Consider the following 17,783-nt stretch of genomic DNA (forward strand, 5'->3'; position numbering starts at 1 on the left):
AGCGTCGGCAATGATCTGCGTCATGTTCCGGTACGCCTTCCTCCTCGCAGCATCCGCGGTCGCGGATGCCCCGAAGGCTGCCGTTCCCTTCTTCCCGGCCGCTGTCGACGGCGCCCGAAGCTGACCCTCTCCGGATCGTCCGGCGGACCCCGCGGGGGAGGGTCGGCGAGTCCTCGGGGTCCCCATTTCCTACGAAGAGGCTTCGAGGTACCGCCATGTCCAAGACGGCGTACGTCCGCACCAAACCGCATCTGAACATCGGCACGATGGGCCATGTCGACCACGGCAAGACCACTCTCACCGCCGCGATCACGAAAGTGCTGGCCGAGCGCGGCTCCGGCACGTTCGTCCCGTTCGACCGCATCGACCGGGCGCCGGAGGAGGCGGCGCGGGGCATCACGATCAACATCGCGCACGTCGAGTACGAGACCGACACCCGCCACTACGCGCACGTGGACATGCCCGGTCATGCCGACTACGTGAAGAACATGGTCACCGGGGCCGCGCAGCTCGACGGGGCGATCCTTGTCGTCTCTGCGCTCGACGGGATCATGCCGCAGACCGCCGAGCATGTGCTGCTGGCCCGGCAGGTGGGCGTCGACCACATCGTCGTCGCCCTCAACAAGGCAGACGCGGGTGACGAGGAACTGACCGACCTGGTCGAGCTGGAGGTCCGTGAACTGCTCACCGCGCACGGCTACGGCGGGGACGCGGTGCCCGTTGTACGGGTCTCGGGGCTGAAGGCGCTTGCCGGGGACCCGCGATGGACCGCGTCTGTCGAGGCGCTGCTCGACGCCGTGGACACATATGTGCCCATGCCCGAGCGGTACTTGGACGCGCCCTTCCTGCTGCCGGTCGAGAACGTGCTGACCATCACGGGGCGCGGGACCGTGGTGACCGGCGCGGTGGAGCGAGGCACGGTGCGGGTCGGGGACCGGGTCGAGGTGCTCGGTGCGGGTGTGGAGACCGTCGTCACCGGGCTGGAGACCTTCGGCAAGCCGATGGAGGAGGCGCAGGCCGGGGACAACGTGGCGTTGCTGTTGCGGGGCGTCCCCCGGGACACGATGCGCCGTGGGCACGTGGTGGTCGCGCCCGGCAGTGTGGTGCCCGGACGTCGGTTCTCGGCGCAGGTGTATGTCTTGTCGGCGGGGGAGGGTGGGCGTACGACGCCGGTGTCGAGTGGGTATCGGCCGCAGTTCTATATCCGTACGGCGGATGTGGTCGGGGATGTCGACCTCGGGGAGACGGCGGTGGCTCGGCCCGGCGACACGGTGGTGATGACCGTGGAGTTGGGGCGGGAGGTGCCTCTCGAGCCCGGGCTCGGGTTCGCCATCCGTGAGGGTGGGCGGACTGTTGGGGCGGGGACCGTGACAGCCGTCGAGTGAGGGTGGTGGCTGTTCGTGGGGAGCTGCGGGCCGGCTGTGGCTGGTCGCGCAGTTCCCCGCGCCCCTTGGGCCAGCTGCACAACGGCACAATGGGATGGTGAACGAACCTGTCCCCGTCACCCGCACCGTCGATCAGGGCATTGCCAAGCTGATGCCCGACATCGACCGCAAGCGGGCCTGGCTGTTGACCGTCGACGGGGCGCCGCAGTCGTACGTCGATCTGGACGAGCCGACGCACCTGGAGTTCGAGTACGCGCGGCGGCTCGGGCATGTGCTGGACACCGTCGCCGAGCCGGGGCGTCCGCTGGACGTGCTGCATCTCGGTGGCGGTGCGCTCACCCTGCCCCGGTACCTGGCGGCGACCCGGCCCGGCTGCCGGCAGGACATCGTCGAGGCCGACCGTGCCCTGCTGGAGCTGGTCGTGGAACAGTTGCCGCTGCCGGACGGCGCGGGTATCGCCGTGCACGCGGTCGATGCCCGCGCCTGGCTGGAAGCAGCCCCCGCGGGTTCGGCCGACGTGCTCGTCGCCGACGTGTTCGGCGGGTCGCGGGTTCCGGCGCACCTGACGTCCGTCGCCTACGCCGCTGAGGCCGCGCGGGTCCTGCGCCCGGACGGCGTCTACCTGGCCAATCTCGCCGACGCCGCGCCCTTCGCCTTCCTGCGTTCCCAACTCGCCACCCTTGCCACGGTGTTCGAGGAACTGGTGTTGATCGCCGAGCCGGGCGTGCTGCGCGGGCGCCGCTTCGGCAACGCGGTGCTCGTCGCCGCGCACCACCCCGTCGACACGGCCGCCCTGGCCCGGCGCACCGCCTCGGACGTCTTCCCGGCCCGGGTCGAACACGGGCCGGCCCTGCGGGACTTCATCGGCGATGCCACGCCCGTACGGGACGAGGACGCCGTACCGTCACCCGAGCCCCCCGACGGGGCGTTCGGCATCGGCTGACCCGTTGCCGGCGCCCGCGCCCTGGGCGGCGACCTGCTTGCCGCCGCGCCGCAGGTTGCGTACGTCCGGCACGCACAGCACCGCCGCCGTGACCACCACGATCAGCGCCGAGCAGCCCCACAGGGCCTCCGTCCGCCCGAACGCCGACTCCGCCGGGCCAGCCAGTGCCGTCGCCACCGGGACCAGCGCGACCGAGCCGAACCAGTCGTAGGCCGAGACCCGCGAGAGCTTGTGCTCCGGGATCTCCTGGTGCAGGGCGGTCATCCAGGAGACGCCGAAGACCTCCACCGTCGCGCCGGCCACGAACATCGCCGCGCACAAGTAGGCCGCCGACACCGGGACGGCGAGCGCGGCGGACGGCAGGGCCATCGGGAAGACGCACAGGGTGCCCGCGAGCAGCAGGCGGCGCGGTCTCCAGCGGGTCATCAGCAGGGCGCCGACGACCGTGCCCGCCCCGAAGAAGCCCAGTGCCAGGCCCCATGGGCCGGCGCCGCCCAGGTGGTCCCGGGCGACGAGCGGGCCGTAGACCGCGTCGGCGGCGGCGAAGACCGCGTTGGCGATCGAGAACTGGACGACGATGCTCCACAGCCACGGCCGGCCGGCGAACTCCCGCCAGCCGTCCTGGAGATCGGCGAGCAGTCCGCCGCCCGGCGCGCGCGGCGGAATGTGGCTGACGTCGAGGAAGGACCGCAGCGAACCGGCGACCGCGAACGCCACCGCGTCCGCCGCCAGCACCCAGCCCGGCCCGATGACGGCGACCATCGCACCGCCGAGCGCGGCGCCGCCCACCGACGCCCCCTGCATCGCCATCCGGAACACTGCGAAGGCACGGCCCGCCTGTTCGCCCTTCACCGAGGACAGCAGCATGCCCTCGGCCGCCGGGCTGAAGAACGCCTGGCCCGTGCCGCCGAGCGCGGTCAGCAGCATCATCTGCCACAGCTGCGGCTCCCCGGCGAGGACGAGCACCGCGAACGCGCCCTGGGAGAGGCAGTTGAGGGCGTTGGCCGCGACCATCACACGATGCCGGGGCAGCCGGTCCGCGACGGCGCCGCCGACCAGCAGGAAGACCACCAGCGGCAGTGTGCGGGCGGCGGCCACCAGTCCCACGTCACCGCCGTCGCCGCCCGCCTCGAGCACGGCGAACGCGGCGGCGATCAGCGCGCCGTGGCTGCCCAGGTTCGTGACGACCGCCGCGGCGGTCAGCAGACTGTAGTTGCGGCCCGCCCAGGCGGGTCGGCGGGAGCCGGGCCTGCGGGATTCGGGTCTGCGGGAGCCTGGCCTGCGGGAGGGGCGCGGGGAGTCGGCGGCTGAGGTCATCGGCCGACTATCCCCGCGCGGGGCCCGGCTCGCCAATCCTTTTCAGGACGGTCCGGTCCCGGTCGGTCGGGCCCCGAGGCGAGGCGAGGTCACCCCGTGGGCTCTCCCTGTAGCCGGACCGTGCTGAGGATCTTCAAGATCGTTTCCTCGGGCACCTCGTCGTCGACGCCCTTGACCCCGTAGAAGCTCCAGGCGACGTAGTCACCCGCGGAGTTCTTGAACGCGAACGTCGTCGCCTTGCCGTCGGTGTCGCACTTGTCCTTCTTCGTCACGCCCGTCGAGTACGCCCCCGCGACACTGCCCTTGACGCCCGACGCCGTGGTGAACGGCTTCGCCTTGACGAGGGTGAGCTTCTTCTTGGCGGCATCCGTCTGGTCGGTGTAGCCGCCGAACACCCACCAGGCCGAGTCGTTGCGCGCGACCTCGGCGGTGTCCTTGGCGCCGTTCTGGCCCTTGGTGCCGGCCGCCGCCAGCTCCGTGTCGTTGGTCCTGCCGTCCTTGTCGGGATCGGACGTGCACCAGGTCTCCTTGAAGAAGGCGGGTGCGGACATGCCGATGAGGACGGAGCCGTCGCCCTTCTTGTCGTCCTCGAAGCCGATGAAGGTGCCGGGCGTGTCGACATTCCAGTCCGCCGGCACATCGAATGCCGTGCCCCACTTGGGGTTGACGACGACCTTCCAGCCCTTGACGGTCGCCTTGGCGCCCTCACCGCCGCGCGGGTTGGCCTCGGACACGCTCGGCTCGGCGGACTTGCTCACCGTAGGTTTCACGTCTGTGCCGTTGCGGCCGTCCGCCTCGTCGTCCTTGTCCCCGCCGAGAACAAGGAAACCGGTCACGCCGGCGGCCACGACCACGGCCGTCGCCGCCACGATCGCGACCAGCTTCGTCCGGTTGCCGTCACCCCCGCTCGGCGGCTTCGGCGCCCCCGCCGGGGCCGGCGCACCCCACTGCGGCTGCTGCGCATAGGTGTTGGGCTGCTGGAATCCGGGCTGCTGATACGGATTCGGCTGTTGGTACCCCGGCTGCTGGTACGGGTTGTTCTGGTGCTGCGGGTTCTGCTCGCCCCCGGGCGGCTGCTGTCCTGGCCACATGGCCAGCCACCCTAGCCCTGCCAGGGACACGATTCGGCCACCGGCCCTTGTCAGGGACGTAGCAAATCGGCGCTCGTCCCGTGGACTCGTGGTCTCGTGGACTCGTGGAGCCGTACGGCCTTGAGGGCCTGACGGACCGTGGCGTCCGGGACAGGGCTGGTCAGCCGACGCTACTCATAGGTAACATATCGAAATGAACGCAGATCAGATGTCCATCGGCGAGATGCTCGCCGCCACGGTGCCAATGGTTCGGACGTTGAACCTGGAGTACCTGGAGACCACTCCGGAAAAGGCCGTGCTGGCCCTTCCGGACCAGAGCGAGTACCGCAATCACGTCGGCGGACCGCACGCCGGCGCGATGTTCACGCTGGGGGAGTCGGCCAGCGGGGCGATCGTGCTGGCGGCCTTCGGGGACCAGCTCTCGCGGGCCGTGCCGCTTCCGGTCACCGCCGAGATCGCGTTCAAGAAGATCGCCCTGGGGCCGGTGACGGCCACCGCGACGCTCGGGCGCCCCGCCGCCGAAGTCGTGGCCGAGCTCGACGAGGGCAAGCGCCCGGAGTTCCCCGTGGCCGTCGCCATCCAGCGTGCGGACGGCGCCGTCACCGGAGAGATGACGGTGACCTGGACGCTGCGTCCCAACGGCTGAGCGATGACGGCTCGCGGGGGGATGGGGGCTGGTCGGGCCGCGTGACGCCGGCGCTCGGCCTCGTCGCTCTCCAGATCCGCGACGAACTCCTTGAGCCAGGACGCGAATTCGGGGCCGAGATCCGGGCGGTCGCAGGCCGGGCCGGACCACCGTGCGCAGGTAGTCCGCCTTGTCGCCGGTGTCGTAGCGCAGTCCGTCGAAGACGACCCCGTGCACCGTGCCGCCCGCGGCGAGTTCTCCCAGGGCGTCGGTCAGTTGGATCTCGCCGCCCCGGCCGGGCGGGGTGCGCTCCAGGGTGTCGAAGACGGCGGGGTCGAGGGCGTAGCGACCGATGACCGCGTACGCGCTCGGCGTTGCTCGGCGACGGCTTCTCGACCAGGCCGGTGACGCGGACGACGGTCCTCCCCGGTCGGCTCGACGGCTGCGCAGCCGTACAGATGCCTCCTCGACGACGTACTGGATGGCTGGCTTGTCGACGACCGGCAGTACCGATCATTTTCGAATACGGGTGCGGATACCGCCGGTAACTTTTCTGAAGTGGACGCATTTTGAACATGGGTCACTCGAACTTCTTGTTTCTTGTGAGCCAATTGTGCAAAAGTGAGCGACCCCGTAGTGGACCGCTCTGAAAAACCGACCGCCCCTGACGCGGCACAGGTACGCACCAATCAGGCACCTGCTTTCCTATGGACGCGCATTCCGCATGCCGTCCTGCGGCTTGGAAGGAAATGGTTCAGTGCAATCCCAGTACCCCCCACGTCCCCCGTACCCCCCACGTCCCCCGTACCCGCCCCATGCCGTCGCGCTGCTGATGGCGCGGCACTGGCGGGCGACCCACGACTACGCGGTCATCTGCCTTGCCTCTTCGGCGAGTTCGGCATCCATGGTGGCCGCCGCCGCTTTCCACAGGGTGCTCGGACACCCGGGCGGCGGCGCCCTGCGGCCCCAACTCCTCATGGGCGTACGGGACATCGTGAGGGAGTGGGCGACGGACGACGGCATTTCCGCCGTGCTGCCGGAACTCCGTAAACCGACCGGCGGTCGCGGTCTGCGTGCGGCGAGGTCGGTCACTCCGGAAAGGCGACAGCTCGCCGAGCGCGCATTCCAGGCTCTTCCGGCGGGCTCCCAATGCCTGTTGTGGCACACGGAGGTGGAAGCGGAGCCGATATCCGTACCGGCTGGTCTGCTGGGGGTGGACGCGGCCCGGGCATCGGCCGCGCTGGACCAGGCGCGGGACCAATTCCGGGCGGGCTGCGCGCGCGCCCACCGGGAACTCGCGCCCACCAGGGAATGCCGCTTCTACAACCGTCTCCTCGATGTCCCGATCGGCCGCGGCGGAGCCCTGCTGCCCGACGTCCAACGGCATCTGGCGGTATGCCGCTACTGCCGGCACGCCGCCGAACAGCTCAGCCATTTCGACGGCGGGCTCGAAGTCCTGCTCGCCGAGACCGTGCTCGGCTGGGGCGCCCGCCGCTATCTCGACTCGCGGCCCGGCCGCTGCGCCGGCCCGGGGGCGACGCCGACGCGCCCGGCCGCGCGACCGAGAACCGGCGGACGTCACCGTCCCGCACCGGTCGGCTTCCTCGCGCCGCCGCGCCGACCCACGAAGGCCGTGCTCGTCGGTGCCGGTCTCGTGTCTCTCGCGCTGCTCGCGACGGTGCTCGTCGCCAGGAGCTGGTCCGACGAAGGCGGTGTCCTCGGGCCCCGCGCCACCTGGGGTGCGGAGAGCGGCAATTCGGTCTCCCCGGGGTCCACTGCCGAGTCGACGTCCGCCGGATCCTCGTCCGCCGCCTCCGTGGGAAACCGGGGCGAGGTGGGCCACGGCAGGCTCCGCAATCCCGTCGCCGGACTCTGCCTCGACGTCTCCGACCGCGGGCCCGAGGTCGGAGCCGGGGCGGAGACCGCGCTGGCGGCATGCTCGTCGGCCGGTTCGCAGCAGTGGTCGTACCAGGGGGACGGCCTGCTGCGCAGCGCCGCCTACCCGACTCTCTGCCTCGACGCCGACGCCGACGAGGGCTCGGTCGTCCTGGCCCACTGCGTGGTGCACGCCGGAGAGGTCCGCTACGACCTGACCGTGCGGGGCGAGTTGCTGTTGCGCCGGGGCAAGGGGCTGCTCGTCGCGCCGGGACCGGGCAGGAGCGTGGTCGTCGCCGAACGGGACGGATCGGCGGGGCAGCAGTGGCTCCTCGAATCGGGGAGCGGTGACACGGGCGGCGGTGCGCGGGCAAGGGGTGCGACGGGGGAGAGCCTCCCTGAGGTGCCGGGGAGCCACCCCGCGGCGCCGGGCTCGGGCCTGGACTCGGACTCGGACTCGGGCCCGGATTCGGACTCGCTGAAGCTGAAAGTTCCCCCGCCTCCGTCCCCGGCCCCGGACGCCGACTCCCCGCGGAAGGATTCCGGGTCAACTCCTCCGCAGGACGCCCCGGTGGACCCGCCGCCGCGGTACGAGACACGGGTCGCTCAGGCCGACCACCGCACCGAACCCGAGCCGGCCGCTCCCGCCGAGGGGGCGGGCACCCTCGTGGGCGAGGTTCTGGGCGGCTTGACGTCGGCCGCGACCACCCGCGACTGACAGACCGGGGTCATCCACAGGGAGGATGACCCCACCTTCGGTTCTTGTCGGCGCCCGGTCGTTTCTTGTTCAACTCGTTGACACGAGTCACCACCGGATCTACGTTTCCGACGCGCCATGGCGTTCCTGACGGAGTGTGCGTTCAGAGGGCGAAGGCAGACCGGGGCGCCGGGCGCATCCGCGGTTCACAACGTCGTGCCCGCACACCGAAGGAGTGACGGCCCATGACCGACACTGTTTCCACCCCCGGCTCCACCCCCACCCCCACTTCCACCCGTTCCCGGCGATCCGCGCTGCGTCTGCTCGGCGGCGCCATCGCCGTCGCCGCGGCGGCCACCAGCGGCCTGACCGCGCCGTCGCGCGCCTACGCGCAGGACGGAACCGACCCGAGCGCCGGTCCGCGCGTCGAGGGCCTCATCGCCAAGCTCACCCTCGACGAGAAGATCTCCCTGCTGCACGGCGCCACCGACCCCGACTCGCTCGGCCAGGCGGGCTACATCCCCGGAGTCGAGCGCCTCGGTATCCCGCCGCTGCGCCTCGCCGACGGCCCGGCCGGCGTCCGCATCACCAAGCCCGCCACCGCCCTGCCCGCCCCCGTCCTGCTGGCCGCCGCCTTCGACCCGGACCTGGCCCGCCGCTACGGCCGGGTCATCGGACACGAGGGCCGCGCCCTCGGCCAGGACGTCCTGCTGTCCCCGATGGTCAACCTCATCCGCACCCCGTACGCGGGACGCAACTTCGAGACCTTCGGCGAGGACCCGTTGCTCGCCTCCGACCTGGTCGCCGCCGAGATCGAGGGCATCCAGGGCGAGGGGCTCGTCGCGACCGTCAAGCACTTCGCGATGAACAACCAGGAGAAGGACCGCATGTCCATCGACGTGCGCGTCGACGAACGGACCATGCACGAGCTGGAACTGCGCGGCTTCGAGGCGGCCGTCGACGTCGGCGCGGGCGCGGTGATGGGCGCCTACAACAAGGTCAACGGCACCTTCTCCTGTGAGAACAAGACCCTGCTCACCGACATCCTGCGCGAGCAGTGGGGCTTCGAGGGCTGGGTGATGACCGACTGGTCCGCCGCCCACAGCACGAAGCGGGCCATCACGGCGGGCCTCGACATGGAGATGCCCGACGGCACCTATTTCGGTACGCCGCTGAAGTCGGCCGTGCGCAACGGCAGCGTGTCCGAGCGGTACGTCGACCGGGCCGTCCGCCGCATCCTCTCCGTCATGGACCGCTTCGGGCTGCTCGACGGCAGCGCGCCGCCGCGCCCGGACCGCGACGCGAAGGCGGGCGCCGCCGTCGCCCTGGAGATCGCCAAGGCGGGCGCCACCCTGCTGCGCAACGAGCACCGCACCCTGCCCCTGACCGGCGGCGGCAGCATCGCCGTGATCGGTCCGACCGGTTCCGTCCCCTTCGTCAGCGGCGGCGGCAGCGCCCACGTCGTCCCGGACGACGCCGACAGCCCCCTCGACGCCATCGAGGCACGCTCCGGCGCCCAGGTGACGTACGCGCTCGGCGAGGACCTCTTCGGCAAGGCCCTCCCCGCGTCCGCCCTGAGCCCCGCCTTCGACAGTGAAGAACAGCGGGTGGACGCCGGGAAGACCTGGACCTACGACGGGACGCTCACCGTCTCCGACGCCGACGAATGGACCTTCGTCCTGCACTTCTCGGCCGCGCCCGCCGCACGTCCCAAGGTGCAGCTCGACGGCGAGGAACTCTTCCCGCAGGCTCCCGGCTACGGCGAGTTCTTCTCCGGCGGCCTGGTCTCCGCCGCACCCGACGGCCTGTCCGTGCGCCGCAAGACCCTGAAGCTCACCAAAGGCGCCCACCAGCTGCGGATCACCGCTGAGGGCGGGGACGCCGGACAGCTGTTCCGGCTCCGGCACAGCACCGGCGCGACCCGGGCTCAGGACATCGCGGAGGCCGTGCGGGCCGCCCGCGCCGCCCGGGACGTCGTCCTGTTCGCCTACGAGGACGCCACCGAGGGCCTGGACCGTACGACGATCGCGCTCCCGGGCGACCAGGAGCGGCTGATCGAGGCCGTCGCGGCGGCCAACCCGCGCACCACCGTCGTCCTCAACACCTCGTCCGCGACGTCGATGCCCTGGCTGGAGCGCACCGGCGCCGTGCTCCAGATGTACTACCCGGGCCAGGAGGGCGCGGCCGCCACCGCCGCCGTCCTGTTCGGCGACTGCGACCCCGGCGGGCGCCTCACCCAGTCCTTCCCGACCGACGACGACCACCACCCGGTCGCGGGCGACCCCCGCCGCTACCCGGGTGTGAACGGCACCGAGGAGTACTCGGAAGGCATCCACGCCGGGTACCGCTGGTACGACGCCGAGGGCGTACGGCCCCTGTACCCCTTCGGGCACGGACTGTCGTACACCTCCTTCGCCTACGAGGACGTCTCGGCGCGAGGGAGCCGGCGCGGCCTCGAGGTGAGCTTCACCGTTCGCAACACGGGCCGGCGCGAGGGTGTGGCGGTGCCGCAGGTGTACGTCGGAAGCTCCCCGGATCTGCGATTGGACCAGCCGGTACGGACGTTGGGCGGATATCGGCGGCTCGTCCTGCGGCCGGGGGAGCGGCGCCGGGTCACCGTGCGGGTCGACGCGCGCACGCTGTCCTCGTGGGATTCCGCGCGGCACGACTGGGTGCTGGGAACAGGTCGCCGTTCGGTCTGGGTCGGGGCGTCGGCGCGGGATCTGCGGCTGCGGACGAGTGCGGAGGTGGGCGCATGATCCGGCGTGTCGCTGTCGCCCTGGCCGCCCTCGTGACCACGCTCGTCGCCCCGTTACCGGCTGTCTCGGCTGTCCCTGCTGTTCCGGCTGTCTCGGCTGTTCCGGCACAGGCGGCGCAACCGGGCGATCCGGTCGTCGTCCGCACCGATGCCGGCCGCGTACGCGGTGAAACCACCGCCGAGGGACGGCAGTTCCTCGGCATCCCCTACGCCGAGCCGCCCGTCGGCGAACTCCGCTGGAGGGAACCGCGGCCCGTCTCGCCCTGGCGCGGGGTGCGTGGCGCGGGGGACTTCGGCAACAAGTGTGTCCAGAGCGCGAGTTGGGACCCGGGGTACGAGCAGCCCAGCCACACCGAGGACTGCCTCGACCTCAATGTGTACGTCCCCGCCCAGTCGCCCGAAGGCGCCGCCCGCCGCGCGGTCATGGTCTGGTTCCACGGCGGGGGCCTGACGGCGGGCGCCGGCCAGGACGTCGTACCGGACACCTTCGCGCGGCAGACCGGGACGGTCGTCGTCACCGTCAACTACCGCCTCGGCGCGATGGGTTTCCTCGCCACCGCCGGCCTCGACGGCGAGGTGAGCGACGGCGTCTCCGGGAACTTCGGCCTGCTCGACCAGCAGGCCGCCCTGCGCTGGGTGCGTGCCAACATCGGCCGCTTCGGCGGCGATCCGGGCCGCGTCACCATCGCGGGCGAGTCGGCGGGCGGCCGCTCCGTCTGCACCCAGCTGGCCTCGCCCACAGCGCGGGGCCTGTTCCGGGCGGGCATCATCCAGAGCGGTGCGTACGGCGACTGCGGCGCCCGTACGCACGAGGAAGCCGTGGCCCGGGGAGCCGCCTTCGCCCAGAAGCTGGGATGCGCGAGCGTGGCGTGTCTGCGCGGCAGGTCCGCCGCCGACGTCCTCGCCGCCCAGGCCCAGTTCGACTGGGGTCCGGTGACCGGCGGGAGCACGCTGCCCGTGCCGCCGGAACAGGCCCTCGCGCAGGGCGCCGCCGCCGGAGTGCCCGTGCTGAACGGGGCTAACAAGGACGAGGGGAGGACGCTCGCGTTCTCCCGGTTCGACCTGAACGGCACCCCGCTCACGGCCGAGCGGTACCCCACCGTCATGCGCGAGGACTTCGGCGAGGCGGCGCTCAGCCGCTACCCGCTGTCGGCGTATCCGTCGCCGACTCTCGCCTACGCCGCCGCCCCGGGAGACCGGCTGTTCGCCTGCCCCGCGCTGCGGCTCGACGATGTGCTCGCCGGACGCGGACCGGTGTACGCGTACGAGTTCGCCGACCGCACCGGCCCGCCCTTCGCCTCGCTGCGCAACCTGAACACGGACTTCGACTTCGGCGCGACCCATGTGAACGAGGTGCAGTACCTCTTCAAGCACTTCGGGCTCGACTCACCGCTGAACGCCGAGCAGCGGGTGCTGGCGCGGCAGATGGTCCAGTACTGGGGGTCCTTCGTCCGGGGCGGGACGCCACGCGCCGAAGGGCAGCCCGCGATGCCGGGCCGGCCGGGGACGGTGCTCTCGCTGCGGACGGCGTCGAAGGGCGGGAACGTCCTGAGCCGGACCGTGGGCCAGGAACACCAGTGCGACCTGTGGGATGCGGAGGCATCCCAGTGACCCGGTAGGCTTCCCGGCGTGCGCCCGGCCGACCGGGCGCACGCCGGCAATACAGGGACCCACTTGGAGAGGAACCGGCGTTGCACGTCCAGGAATGGCTCGACACGGTGCCCGCGGCGGCCGTCTATGCCTTGGTGGGACTGGTCATCGGCCTGGAGAGCCTGGGCATTCCGCTGCCCGGCGAGATCATCCTGGTCTCCTCCGCGCTGCTCGCCTCCCAGCACGGCGAGATCGACCCCGTCATCCTCGGCGCGTGCGCCAGCGCCGGCGCGATCATCGGCGACTCGATCGGCTATGCCATCGGCCGCAAGGGCGGGCGCCCCCTCCTCGCCTGGCTCGGCAGGAAGTTCCCCAAGCACTTCAGCGAGGGGCACATCGCCACGGCCGAGCGGTCCTTCGAGAAGTGGGGCATGTGGGCCGTCTTCTTCGGCCGCTTCGTCGCCCTGCTGCGCATCTTCGCCGGGCCGCTGGCGGGTGTGCTGCGGATGCCGTACTGGAAGTTCCTGATCGCCAACGTCTTCGGCGGCATCCTGTGGGCGGGCGGCACGACCGCCGTCATCTACTACGTCGGCATCGTCGCGGAGTCCTGGCTGAAGCGGTTCTCCTGGCTGGGGCTGGTGGCGGCGGTGCTGATCGGGCTCACGTCGATGCTGGTACTCAAGCGCAAGGCGAAGAAGGCGACGACCGAGCGGCAGACGGCGGCCGAGCGGGAGCCGGTTCCGGCCGCCGAATAGGCCTCAGCCTTCTTCGTGGACCTCCCGGTGCGCCTTCGCCAGCTCCGCGTACCTCGTCCCGTTCAGTGAGACGCCCTCGCGCTCCTCGGCGCTCAGCTCCCGCCTGACCTTCGCGGGGACGCCCGCGACGAGTGAGCCCGGGGGCACCCGCATCCCCTGCGGTACCAGGGCCTGGGCGGCGACCAGCGACCCCGCCCCGATCACCGCGCCGTTGAGCACCGTGGCACCCATGCCGATCAGACAGTCGTCCTCGACGGTCGCGCCGTGCACGACGGCGTTGTGGCCGACGGAGACGCGCTCGCCGACGGTGACGGGAAACCCGGGGTCGGCATGGAGCGTGCAGTTGTCCTGGATGTTGCTCCGCGCCCCGACAGAGATCCGTTCCACGTCGCCGCGCAGCACCGCGCCGTACCAGACGCTCGCCCCCGCCTCCAGCGTCACGTCGCCGATCACCGAGGACGTGGGCGCCACGAACGCCGCTGAGTCGATCTTCGGTTCCCTGCCGCCGATGCCCGTGATCAACGCCTGGTGCGCCATCGCCCTCTCCTCATAGCCCGGTTGTCGATAACGCCGACAACGTCGACAACGTCAATGACAGAGGCACCGTACGCCACCTGGTTGGGGCGAAGATCACAGCCCTTCGCTCTCATGGGCCCCGCGCACGCTGAGTACGGTGAGCGGGTGCCGAAGCGCAGGAACACGTTCTCATCTTGGCGGCGCCGACTGACGCAGCGCGCCGTGCACGCGGGCTGGGCCTGGGTGCAGCGCACCGGCTCCGTCACCGCCGAGCACCCGGGCCGCTTCCGCTTCGGCGCCCTGGGCCCGGGCACCCGGCTCGCCTTCCCCCTCGGCACGGTCTTCGGCGAACCCTGGATCCAGCTGGGCGCCCACTGCATCGTCGGCGAACAGGTCACCCTGACCGCGGGCCTGATGCCCGACCTGGACCTCGGCCCGGATCCGATCCTGCGCATCGGCGACGGCGTCGTCCTGGGCCGTGGCAGCCACGTCATCGCCGACACCACGGTCACCATCGGCAGCGACTGCTACTTCGGCCCGTACGTCTACGTCACGTCCACCAACCATTCGTACGACGATCCGCACGAGCCCATCGGCAAGCAGTGGCCGCGGATGGAGCCGGTGGAGATCGGTCCGGGGTGCTGGATCGGCACCGGGGCGGTGATACTTCCCGGGGCGCGCATCGGGCGGAACGTCGTCGTGGCGGCCGGTGCCGTCGTCCGCGGTGTGGTGCCCGACCACGCGGTGGTGGCGGGGGCGCCCGCGCGGGTCGTACGGCGGTGGACTCCCGGCGACGGCTGGCAGCCGCCGCTCAGGACCCCCGCCCCGGTGCCGATCCCCGAGGGCGTCACGCCGCAGCAGCTGGTCGCGCTGGGCAACTTGGACGAGGAGAGCGCCGCGCGGCTCGCCGAGTTGGACGCGGACGTCTAGGGATACGTCTTGGACCTGTTGTTCTAGCCGGCGGCCAGGAGCAGCGTGCCCACCAGCGCCAGCCCCGCTCCCGCGGTCTGGATCGCCCGCAGCCGTTCGCTGAGGAAGCCGCGTGCCGCCAGGGCGGTCACCACCGGGTAGAGCGAGGCGAGTACGGCGGCCACGGTGACCGGGCCGTGCTGGGCGGCGATCGAGTACGTGCCGTTCGCCGCGACGTCCGCGAGGCCGACGAAGGCCAGCGCCGGCAGTGAGGCCCAGGGGAAGCCGCCCTCCGGGAGGGCCTCGCCGCCCCGCCTGACGGAGGTGTACAGCGCGGCGCCGCCCACCGCCACGTTGGTCACGCGCTGCACGAAGAGCGCGAGGAAGAGGCCGGTGAGGGTCGTCGACGCCTCCGCGATCAGCGCGAACACCGTGCCGAAGCCGAGAGCGGCGATCAGGGTCAGGAGGATGGCCTGGCGCTGGACGGGCGCGCCCCGCAGCTGCGGCCCGCCCGCGAGGACGACACCGGCGACGGCGACCGCGATCCCCGCGAACTGCACCAGGCCGGGGCGCTCGCCGAGGAAGAGCCCGACACCGACCGGGACGGCCACGCTCAGCGTGGCGAGCGGTGAGACGACGCCCATCGGGCCCAGCGCGAGCGCCTTGTAGAAGGAGAAGAGGGCGACCGGCCCCACCAGGCCTGCGGCGACCGCGAACCACAGGCGCGGGCCGGCCTCGCTCCACCCGCCGGTGGCCAGCACGATCACGCCGAGGACGGCCGCCGCGATCGCCTGGGAGACCACGACCACCGTGAGCGCCGGAGTGCGTCGGGTCAGCAGTCCGCCGCCGAAGTCGGCCAGCCCCCACAGCAGGCTGGTGGCCAGGGCGAAGAATGCTGTCACGGGTCGCCTCGCAGTACAGTTCGGTGGACGATCGGGTGCACCACACCGTAGTGCAACGAAGTGAACTGTGTCATCCAGAATAGTGGACGCCAGTCTTGAGAATCTTGGACGGAATGTGTCGGACCTCGACCTGCTGACCCAGTCCCTCGCGCGCAACGTCAAGCACTGGCGCGCGGTACGCGGCTTCACCCTGGACGTGCTCGCCGCCCGGGCCGGGGTCAGCCGCGGCATGCTCATCCAGATCGAGCAGGCCCGGACCAACCCCAGCCTCGGTACGGTCGTCAAGATCGGCGACGCGCTCGGGATCAGCATCACGACCCTGCTCGACTACGAGCAGGGGCCGAAGGTCCGGGTCGTCCCCGCGGACCAGGCCGTACGGCTGTGGCACACCGATGCCGGCAGCTACAACCTCCTCCTTGCCGGAACCGAGGCCCCCGGCCCGCTGGAGCTGTGGGAGTGGCGGCTGATGCCGGGCGAGAACAGCTCCTCCGACCCGCATCCCACCGGCACCGCCGAGCTGGTCCATGTCACCGAGGGCGAGCTGACGCTCACCGTGGACGGTGTGGAGTACCGCGTCCCGGCGGGCGCGACCGCCTCTTTCGAGGCCAACACCCCGCACACGTACGGCAATCAGGGCGAGGTTCCGATGGGGATGCTGATGGCCGTCTCCGTCCCGCCCGTGCAGTGAGGCGTCCCGGGCTTTGTTAGCGTGCGGTCATGGACGCACCCATCGGACACTTCGACTCCGCCACACCCGCCCCCGACTGCCTCGACGGGCTGATCGGCCCGGTCGCCGAGGCCGTACGCCAATGGAGCGGCGGCGTCCCCGCGGAGCAGATCGTCTACGTCGACACCGACCCGGAGTGGGCCGACACCGCCACCTTCGTGGAGCACTACGGGCGCGAGCTGCTGGAGCGGTCGGCGAACTGCGTGGTCGTCGCGGGCAAGCGCGGCGGCGAGAGCACGCTCGCCGCATGTGTCGTGCTCTCCACCACCCGGGTCGATGTCAACGGCGTCGTCCGCCGCCAACTCGGCGCTCGCAAGGCCTCCTTCGCCCCGATGGACACGGCCACGGGGGAGACCGGCATGGAGTACGGCGGCATCACCCCGCTCGGACTGCCGGACAGCTGGCCCGTGTTGGTGGACTCGGCCGTCGTCGATCTGCCGTACGTCCTGGTCGGCAGCGGACGGCGGCGCGGCAAGCTGCTGGTGCCGGGGAAGGCGTTCGCCGAGCTGCCGGGTGCGGTGGTGCTGGAGGGGCTGGGGGTGGCCTGACATCACCCCGCTGTGTGGTGGGCCAGCGCCAGGTGGGGATCGACCGCGCCCGGCAACGGTGCCGGATCGGCGTGTACCAGGGCCGCGGTGAGGCGTGGCACGGCGTGCAGCAGGGCGTGCTCGGCGTCGACGGCGACGGCATGTGCCTGACGTACCGTCACTTCGCCGTCCACGACGACCGCCACCTCGGCACGCAGCCGGTGGCCGATCCAGCGCAGCCGCAACTCGCCCACGTCGCGCACCCCTTCGACCTCTCGCAGCGCCCGCTCGGCCCGGTCCACGAGCGCCGGGTCCACGGCGTCCATCACCCGCCTGAGCACCTCGCGCGCCGCGTCCCGCAGCACCAGGGTGATCGCGGCCGTGATCGCCAACCCCACGATCGGGTCGGCGAGTTGCCAGCCCAGGGCCGAGCCGCCGGCGCCCAGCAGCACCGCCAGCGAGGTGAACCCGTCCGTCCGGGCGTGCAGTCCGTCCGCGACCAGCGCGGCCGAGCCGATGTCCCGGCCGACCCGGATCCGGTAGCGGGCCACCCACTCGTTGCCCGCGAAACCGACCAGCGCGGCCACGGCGACCGCCGGGACGTGCTGGACGGGGCGCGGGTCGAGCAGCCGGTCGATCGCCACCCAGCCCGCGAAGGCCGCGGACGCGGCGATCGTCAGCACGATCACGATGCCCGCCAGGTCCTCGGCCCGGCCGTAGCCATAGGTGAAGCGGCGGGTGGCCGCCCGGCGGCCCAGCACGAAGGCGATGCCCAGCGGGACGGCGGTCAGCGCGTCCGCGGTGTTGTGCACCGTGTCGCCGAGCAGCGCGACCGACCCGGAGACCGCTACCACGACCGCCTGTGCCAGCGCCGTCGCACCGAGCACCGCCAGCGAGATCCACAGGGCGCGCATGCCGCGGGCCGAGGACTCCAGGGCGGAGTCGAGTTTGTCGGCGCTCTCGTGGGAGTGGGGGGTGAGGAGATGGGCGAGGCGGTGGGGCAGCCGGGGGCGGAGACGCGAAGGAGCGGGGCCGTGCTTGTGGTCGTGCCCATGCCCATGCCCATGCCTGTGCCCGTGGTCATGCCCGTGGTCGTGATGATGTCCGTGCTCGTGCCGGTCGCTCACGTGGATCCCCTTTCGTGCGCCGGGAGTGGACGCATGACG

15 protein-coding genes and 1 pseudogene are annotated in these 17,783 nt (G+C 71.8%); 10 read left to right on the plus strand and 6 right to left on the minus strand.

All coding sequences use genetic code 11. The features are described from left to right. Positions 1-215 precede the first annotated feature (215 nt). Both tuf and AB0I77_RS42215 read left to right on the plus strand, forming a co-directional pair. Positions 216-1,385, plus strand: a complete 1,170-nt coding sequence (gene tuf / locus AB0I77_RS42210; RefSeq protein WP_363288163.1) for an elongation factor Tu — start codon at positions 216-218, stop codon at positions 1,383-1,385. Between the two features lie 97 nt (positions 1,386-1,482). After that, positions 1,483-2,328, plus strand: coding sequence for a fused MFS/spermidine synthase (locus tag AB0I77_RS42215; protein ID WP_363288164.1), 846 nt, complete (start codon positions 1,483-1,485; stop codon positions 2,326-2,328). On the opposite strand, the gene AB0I77_RS42220 is transcribed toward AB0I77_RS42215, so the two are convergent. Next, positions 2,290-3,645 carry an MFS transporter gene (locus AB0I77_RS42220; RefSeq protein WP_363288165.1) on the minus strand — a complete coding sequence of 452 codons (1,356 nt, stop codon included), beginning with the start codon at positions 3,643-3,645 and terminating at the stop codon, positions 2,290-2,292. The genes AB0I77_RS42215 and AB0I77_RS42220 overlap by 39 nt on opposite strands. Before the next feature lie 89 nt (positions 3,646-3,734). Then, the gene (locus AB0I77_RS42225; RefSeq protein WP_363288166.1) at positions 3,735-4,736 is read right to left on the minus strand and encodes a hypothetical protein; all 1,002 of its coding nucleotides are present in this window, start codon (positions 4,734-4,736) and stop codon (positions 3,735-3,737) included. 208 nt (positions 4,737-4,944) lie between these two features. On the opposite strand from AB0I77_RS42225, the gene AB0I77_RS42230 reads away from it, so the two are divergent. Continuing rightward, a complete protein-coding gene (locus tag AB0I77_RS42230; protein ID WP_363288243.1) occupies positions 4,945-5,382 on the plus strand; it encodes a DUF4442 domain-containing protein in 438 nt (145 codons plus the stop codon). Between the two features lie 68 nt (positions 5,383-5,450). Here the strand turns inward: AB0I77_RS42230 and AB0I77_RS42235 are convergent. After that, a pseudogene (locus AB0I77_RS42235) lies at positions 5,451-5,828 on the minus strand (sugar phosphate nucleotidyltransferase); the annotation flags it as partial. A 290-nt stretch (positions 5,829-6,118) separates the two neighbouring features. Here AB0I77_RS42235 and AB0I77_RS42240 point away from each other — a divergent pair. The 4 genes from AB0I77_RS42240 to AB0I77_RS42255 all read left to right on the plus strand — a co-directional run bounded on the left by AB0I77_RS42240 (position 6,119) and on the right by AB0I77_RS42255 (position 13,036). Continuing rightward, a complete protein-coding gene (locus tag AB0I77_RS42240; RefSeq protein WP_363288167.1) occupies positions 6,119-7,954 on the plus strand; it encodes an RICIN domain-containing protein in 1,836 nt (611 codons plus the stop codon). Positions 7,955-8,178: 224 nt separating this feature from the next. Continuing rightward, complete coding sequence (locus AB0I77_RS42245; protein ID WP_363288168.1) at positions 8,179-10,692, plus strand: glycoside hydrolase family 3 N-terminal domain-containing protein; 2,514 nt, start codon at positions 8,179-8,181, stop codon at positions 10,690-10,692. Next, entirely contained in the window at positions 10,689-12,302 is a 1,614-nt protein-coding gene (locus AB0I77_RS42250) for a carboxylesterase family protein (RefSeq protein WP_363288169.1), read from the plus strand. The genes AB0I77_RS42245 and AB0I77_RS42250 overlap by 4 nt, the downstream gene beginning before the upstream one ends. Before the next feature lie 80 nt (positions 12,303-12,382). Next, positions 12,383-13,036, plus strand: a complete 654-nt coding sequence (locus tag AB0I77_RS42255) for a DedA family protein (protein WP_363288170.1) — start codon at positions 12,383-12,385, stop codon at positions 13,034-13,036. 3 nt (positions 13,037-13,039) lie between these two features. Here AB0I77_RS42255 and AB0I77_RS42260 read toward each other — a convergent pair whose 3' ends face one another. Then, a complete protein-coding gene (locus AB0I77_RS42260; RefSeq protein ID WP_363288171.1) occupies positions 13,040-13,573 on the minus strand; it encodes a gamma carbonic anhydrase family protein in 534 nt (177 codons plus the stop codon). 111 nt (positions 13,574-13,684) lie between these two features. Here AB0I77_RS42260 and AB0I77_RS42265 point away from each other — a divergent pair, with 111 nt between their 5' ends. Next, entirely contained in the window at positions 13,685-14,482 is a 798-nt protein-coding gene (locus tag AB0I77_RS42265; RefSeq protein WP_363288244.1) for an acyltransferase, read from the plus strand. Between the two features lie 23 nt (positions 14,483-14,505). Here AB0I77_RS42265 and AB0I77_RS42270 read toward each other — a convergent pair whose 3' ends face one another. Beyond that, positions 14,506-15,363 carry a DMT family transporter gene (locus AB0I77_RS42270; RefSeq protein WP_363288172.1) on the minus strand — a complete coding sequence of 286 codons (858 nt, stop codon included), beginning with the start codon at positions 15,361-15,363 and terminating at the stop codon, positions 14,506-14,508. Positions 15,364-15,478: 115 nt separating this feature from the next. On the opposite strand from AB0I77_RS42270, the gene AB0I77_RS42275 reads away from it, so the two are divergent. Next, on the plus strand, positions 15,479-16,051 hold the full coding sequence (locus AB0I77_RS42275) for an XRE family transcriptional regulator (protein WP_363288173.1): 573 nt from the start codon (positions 15,479-15,481) through the stop codon (positions 16,049-16,051). A 29-nt stretch (positions 16,052-16,080) separates the two neighbouring features. Then, positions 16,081-16,638, plus strand: a complete 558-nt coding sequence (locus AB0I77_RS42280; protein WP_363288174.1) for a YbaK/EbsC family protein — start codon at positions 16,081-16,083, stop codon at positions 16,636-16,638. A gap of 2 nt (positions 16,639-16,640) precedes the next feature. On the opposite strand, the gene AB0I77_RS42285 is transcribed toward AB0I77_RS42280, so the two are convergent. Continuing rightward, entirely contained in the window at positions 16,641-17,744 is a 1,104-nt protein-coding gene (locus AB0I77_RS42285) for a cation diffusion facilitator family transporter (protein ID WP_363288175.1), read from the minus strand. Positions 17,745-17,783 lie beyond the last annotated feature (39 nt).

The sequence above is a fragment of the Streptomyces sp. NPDC050619 genome (assembly GCF_040654815.1).
In the GTDB taxonomy this organism is placed as follows: domain Bacteria; phylum Actinomycetota; class Actinomycetes; order Streptomycetales; family Streptomycetaceae; genus Streptomyces.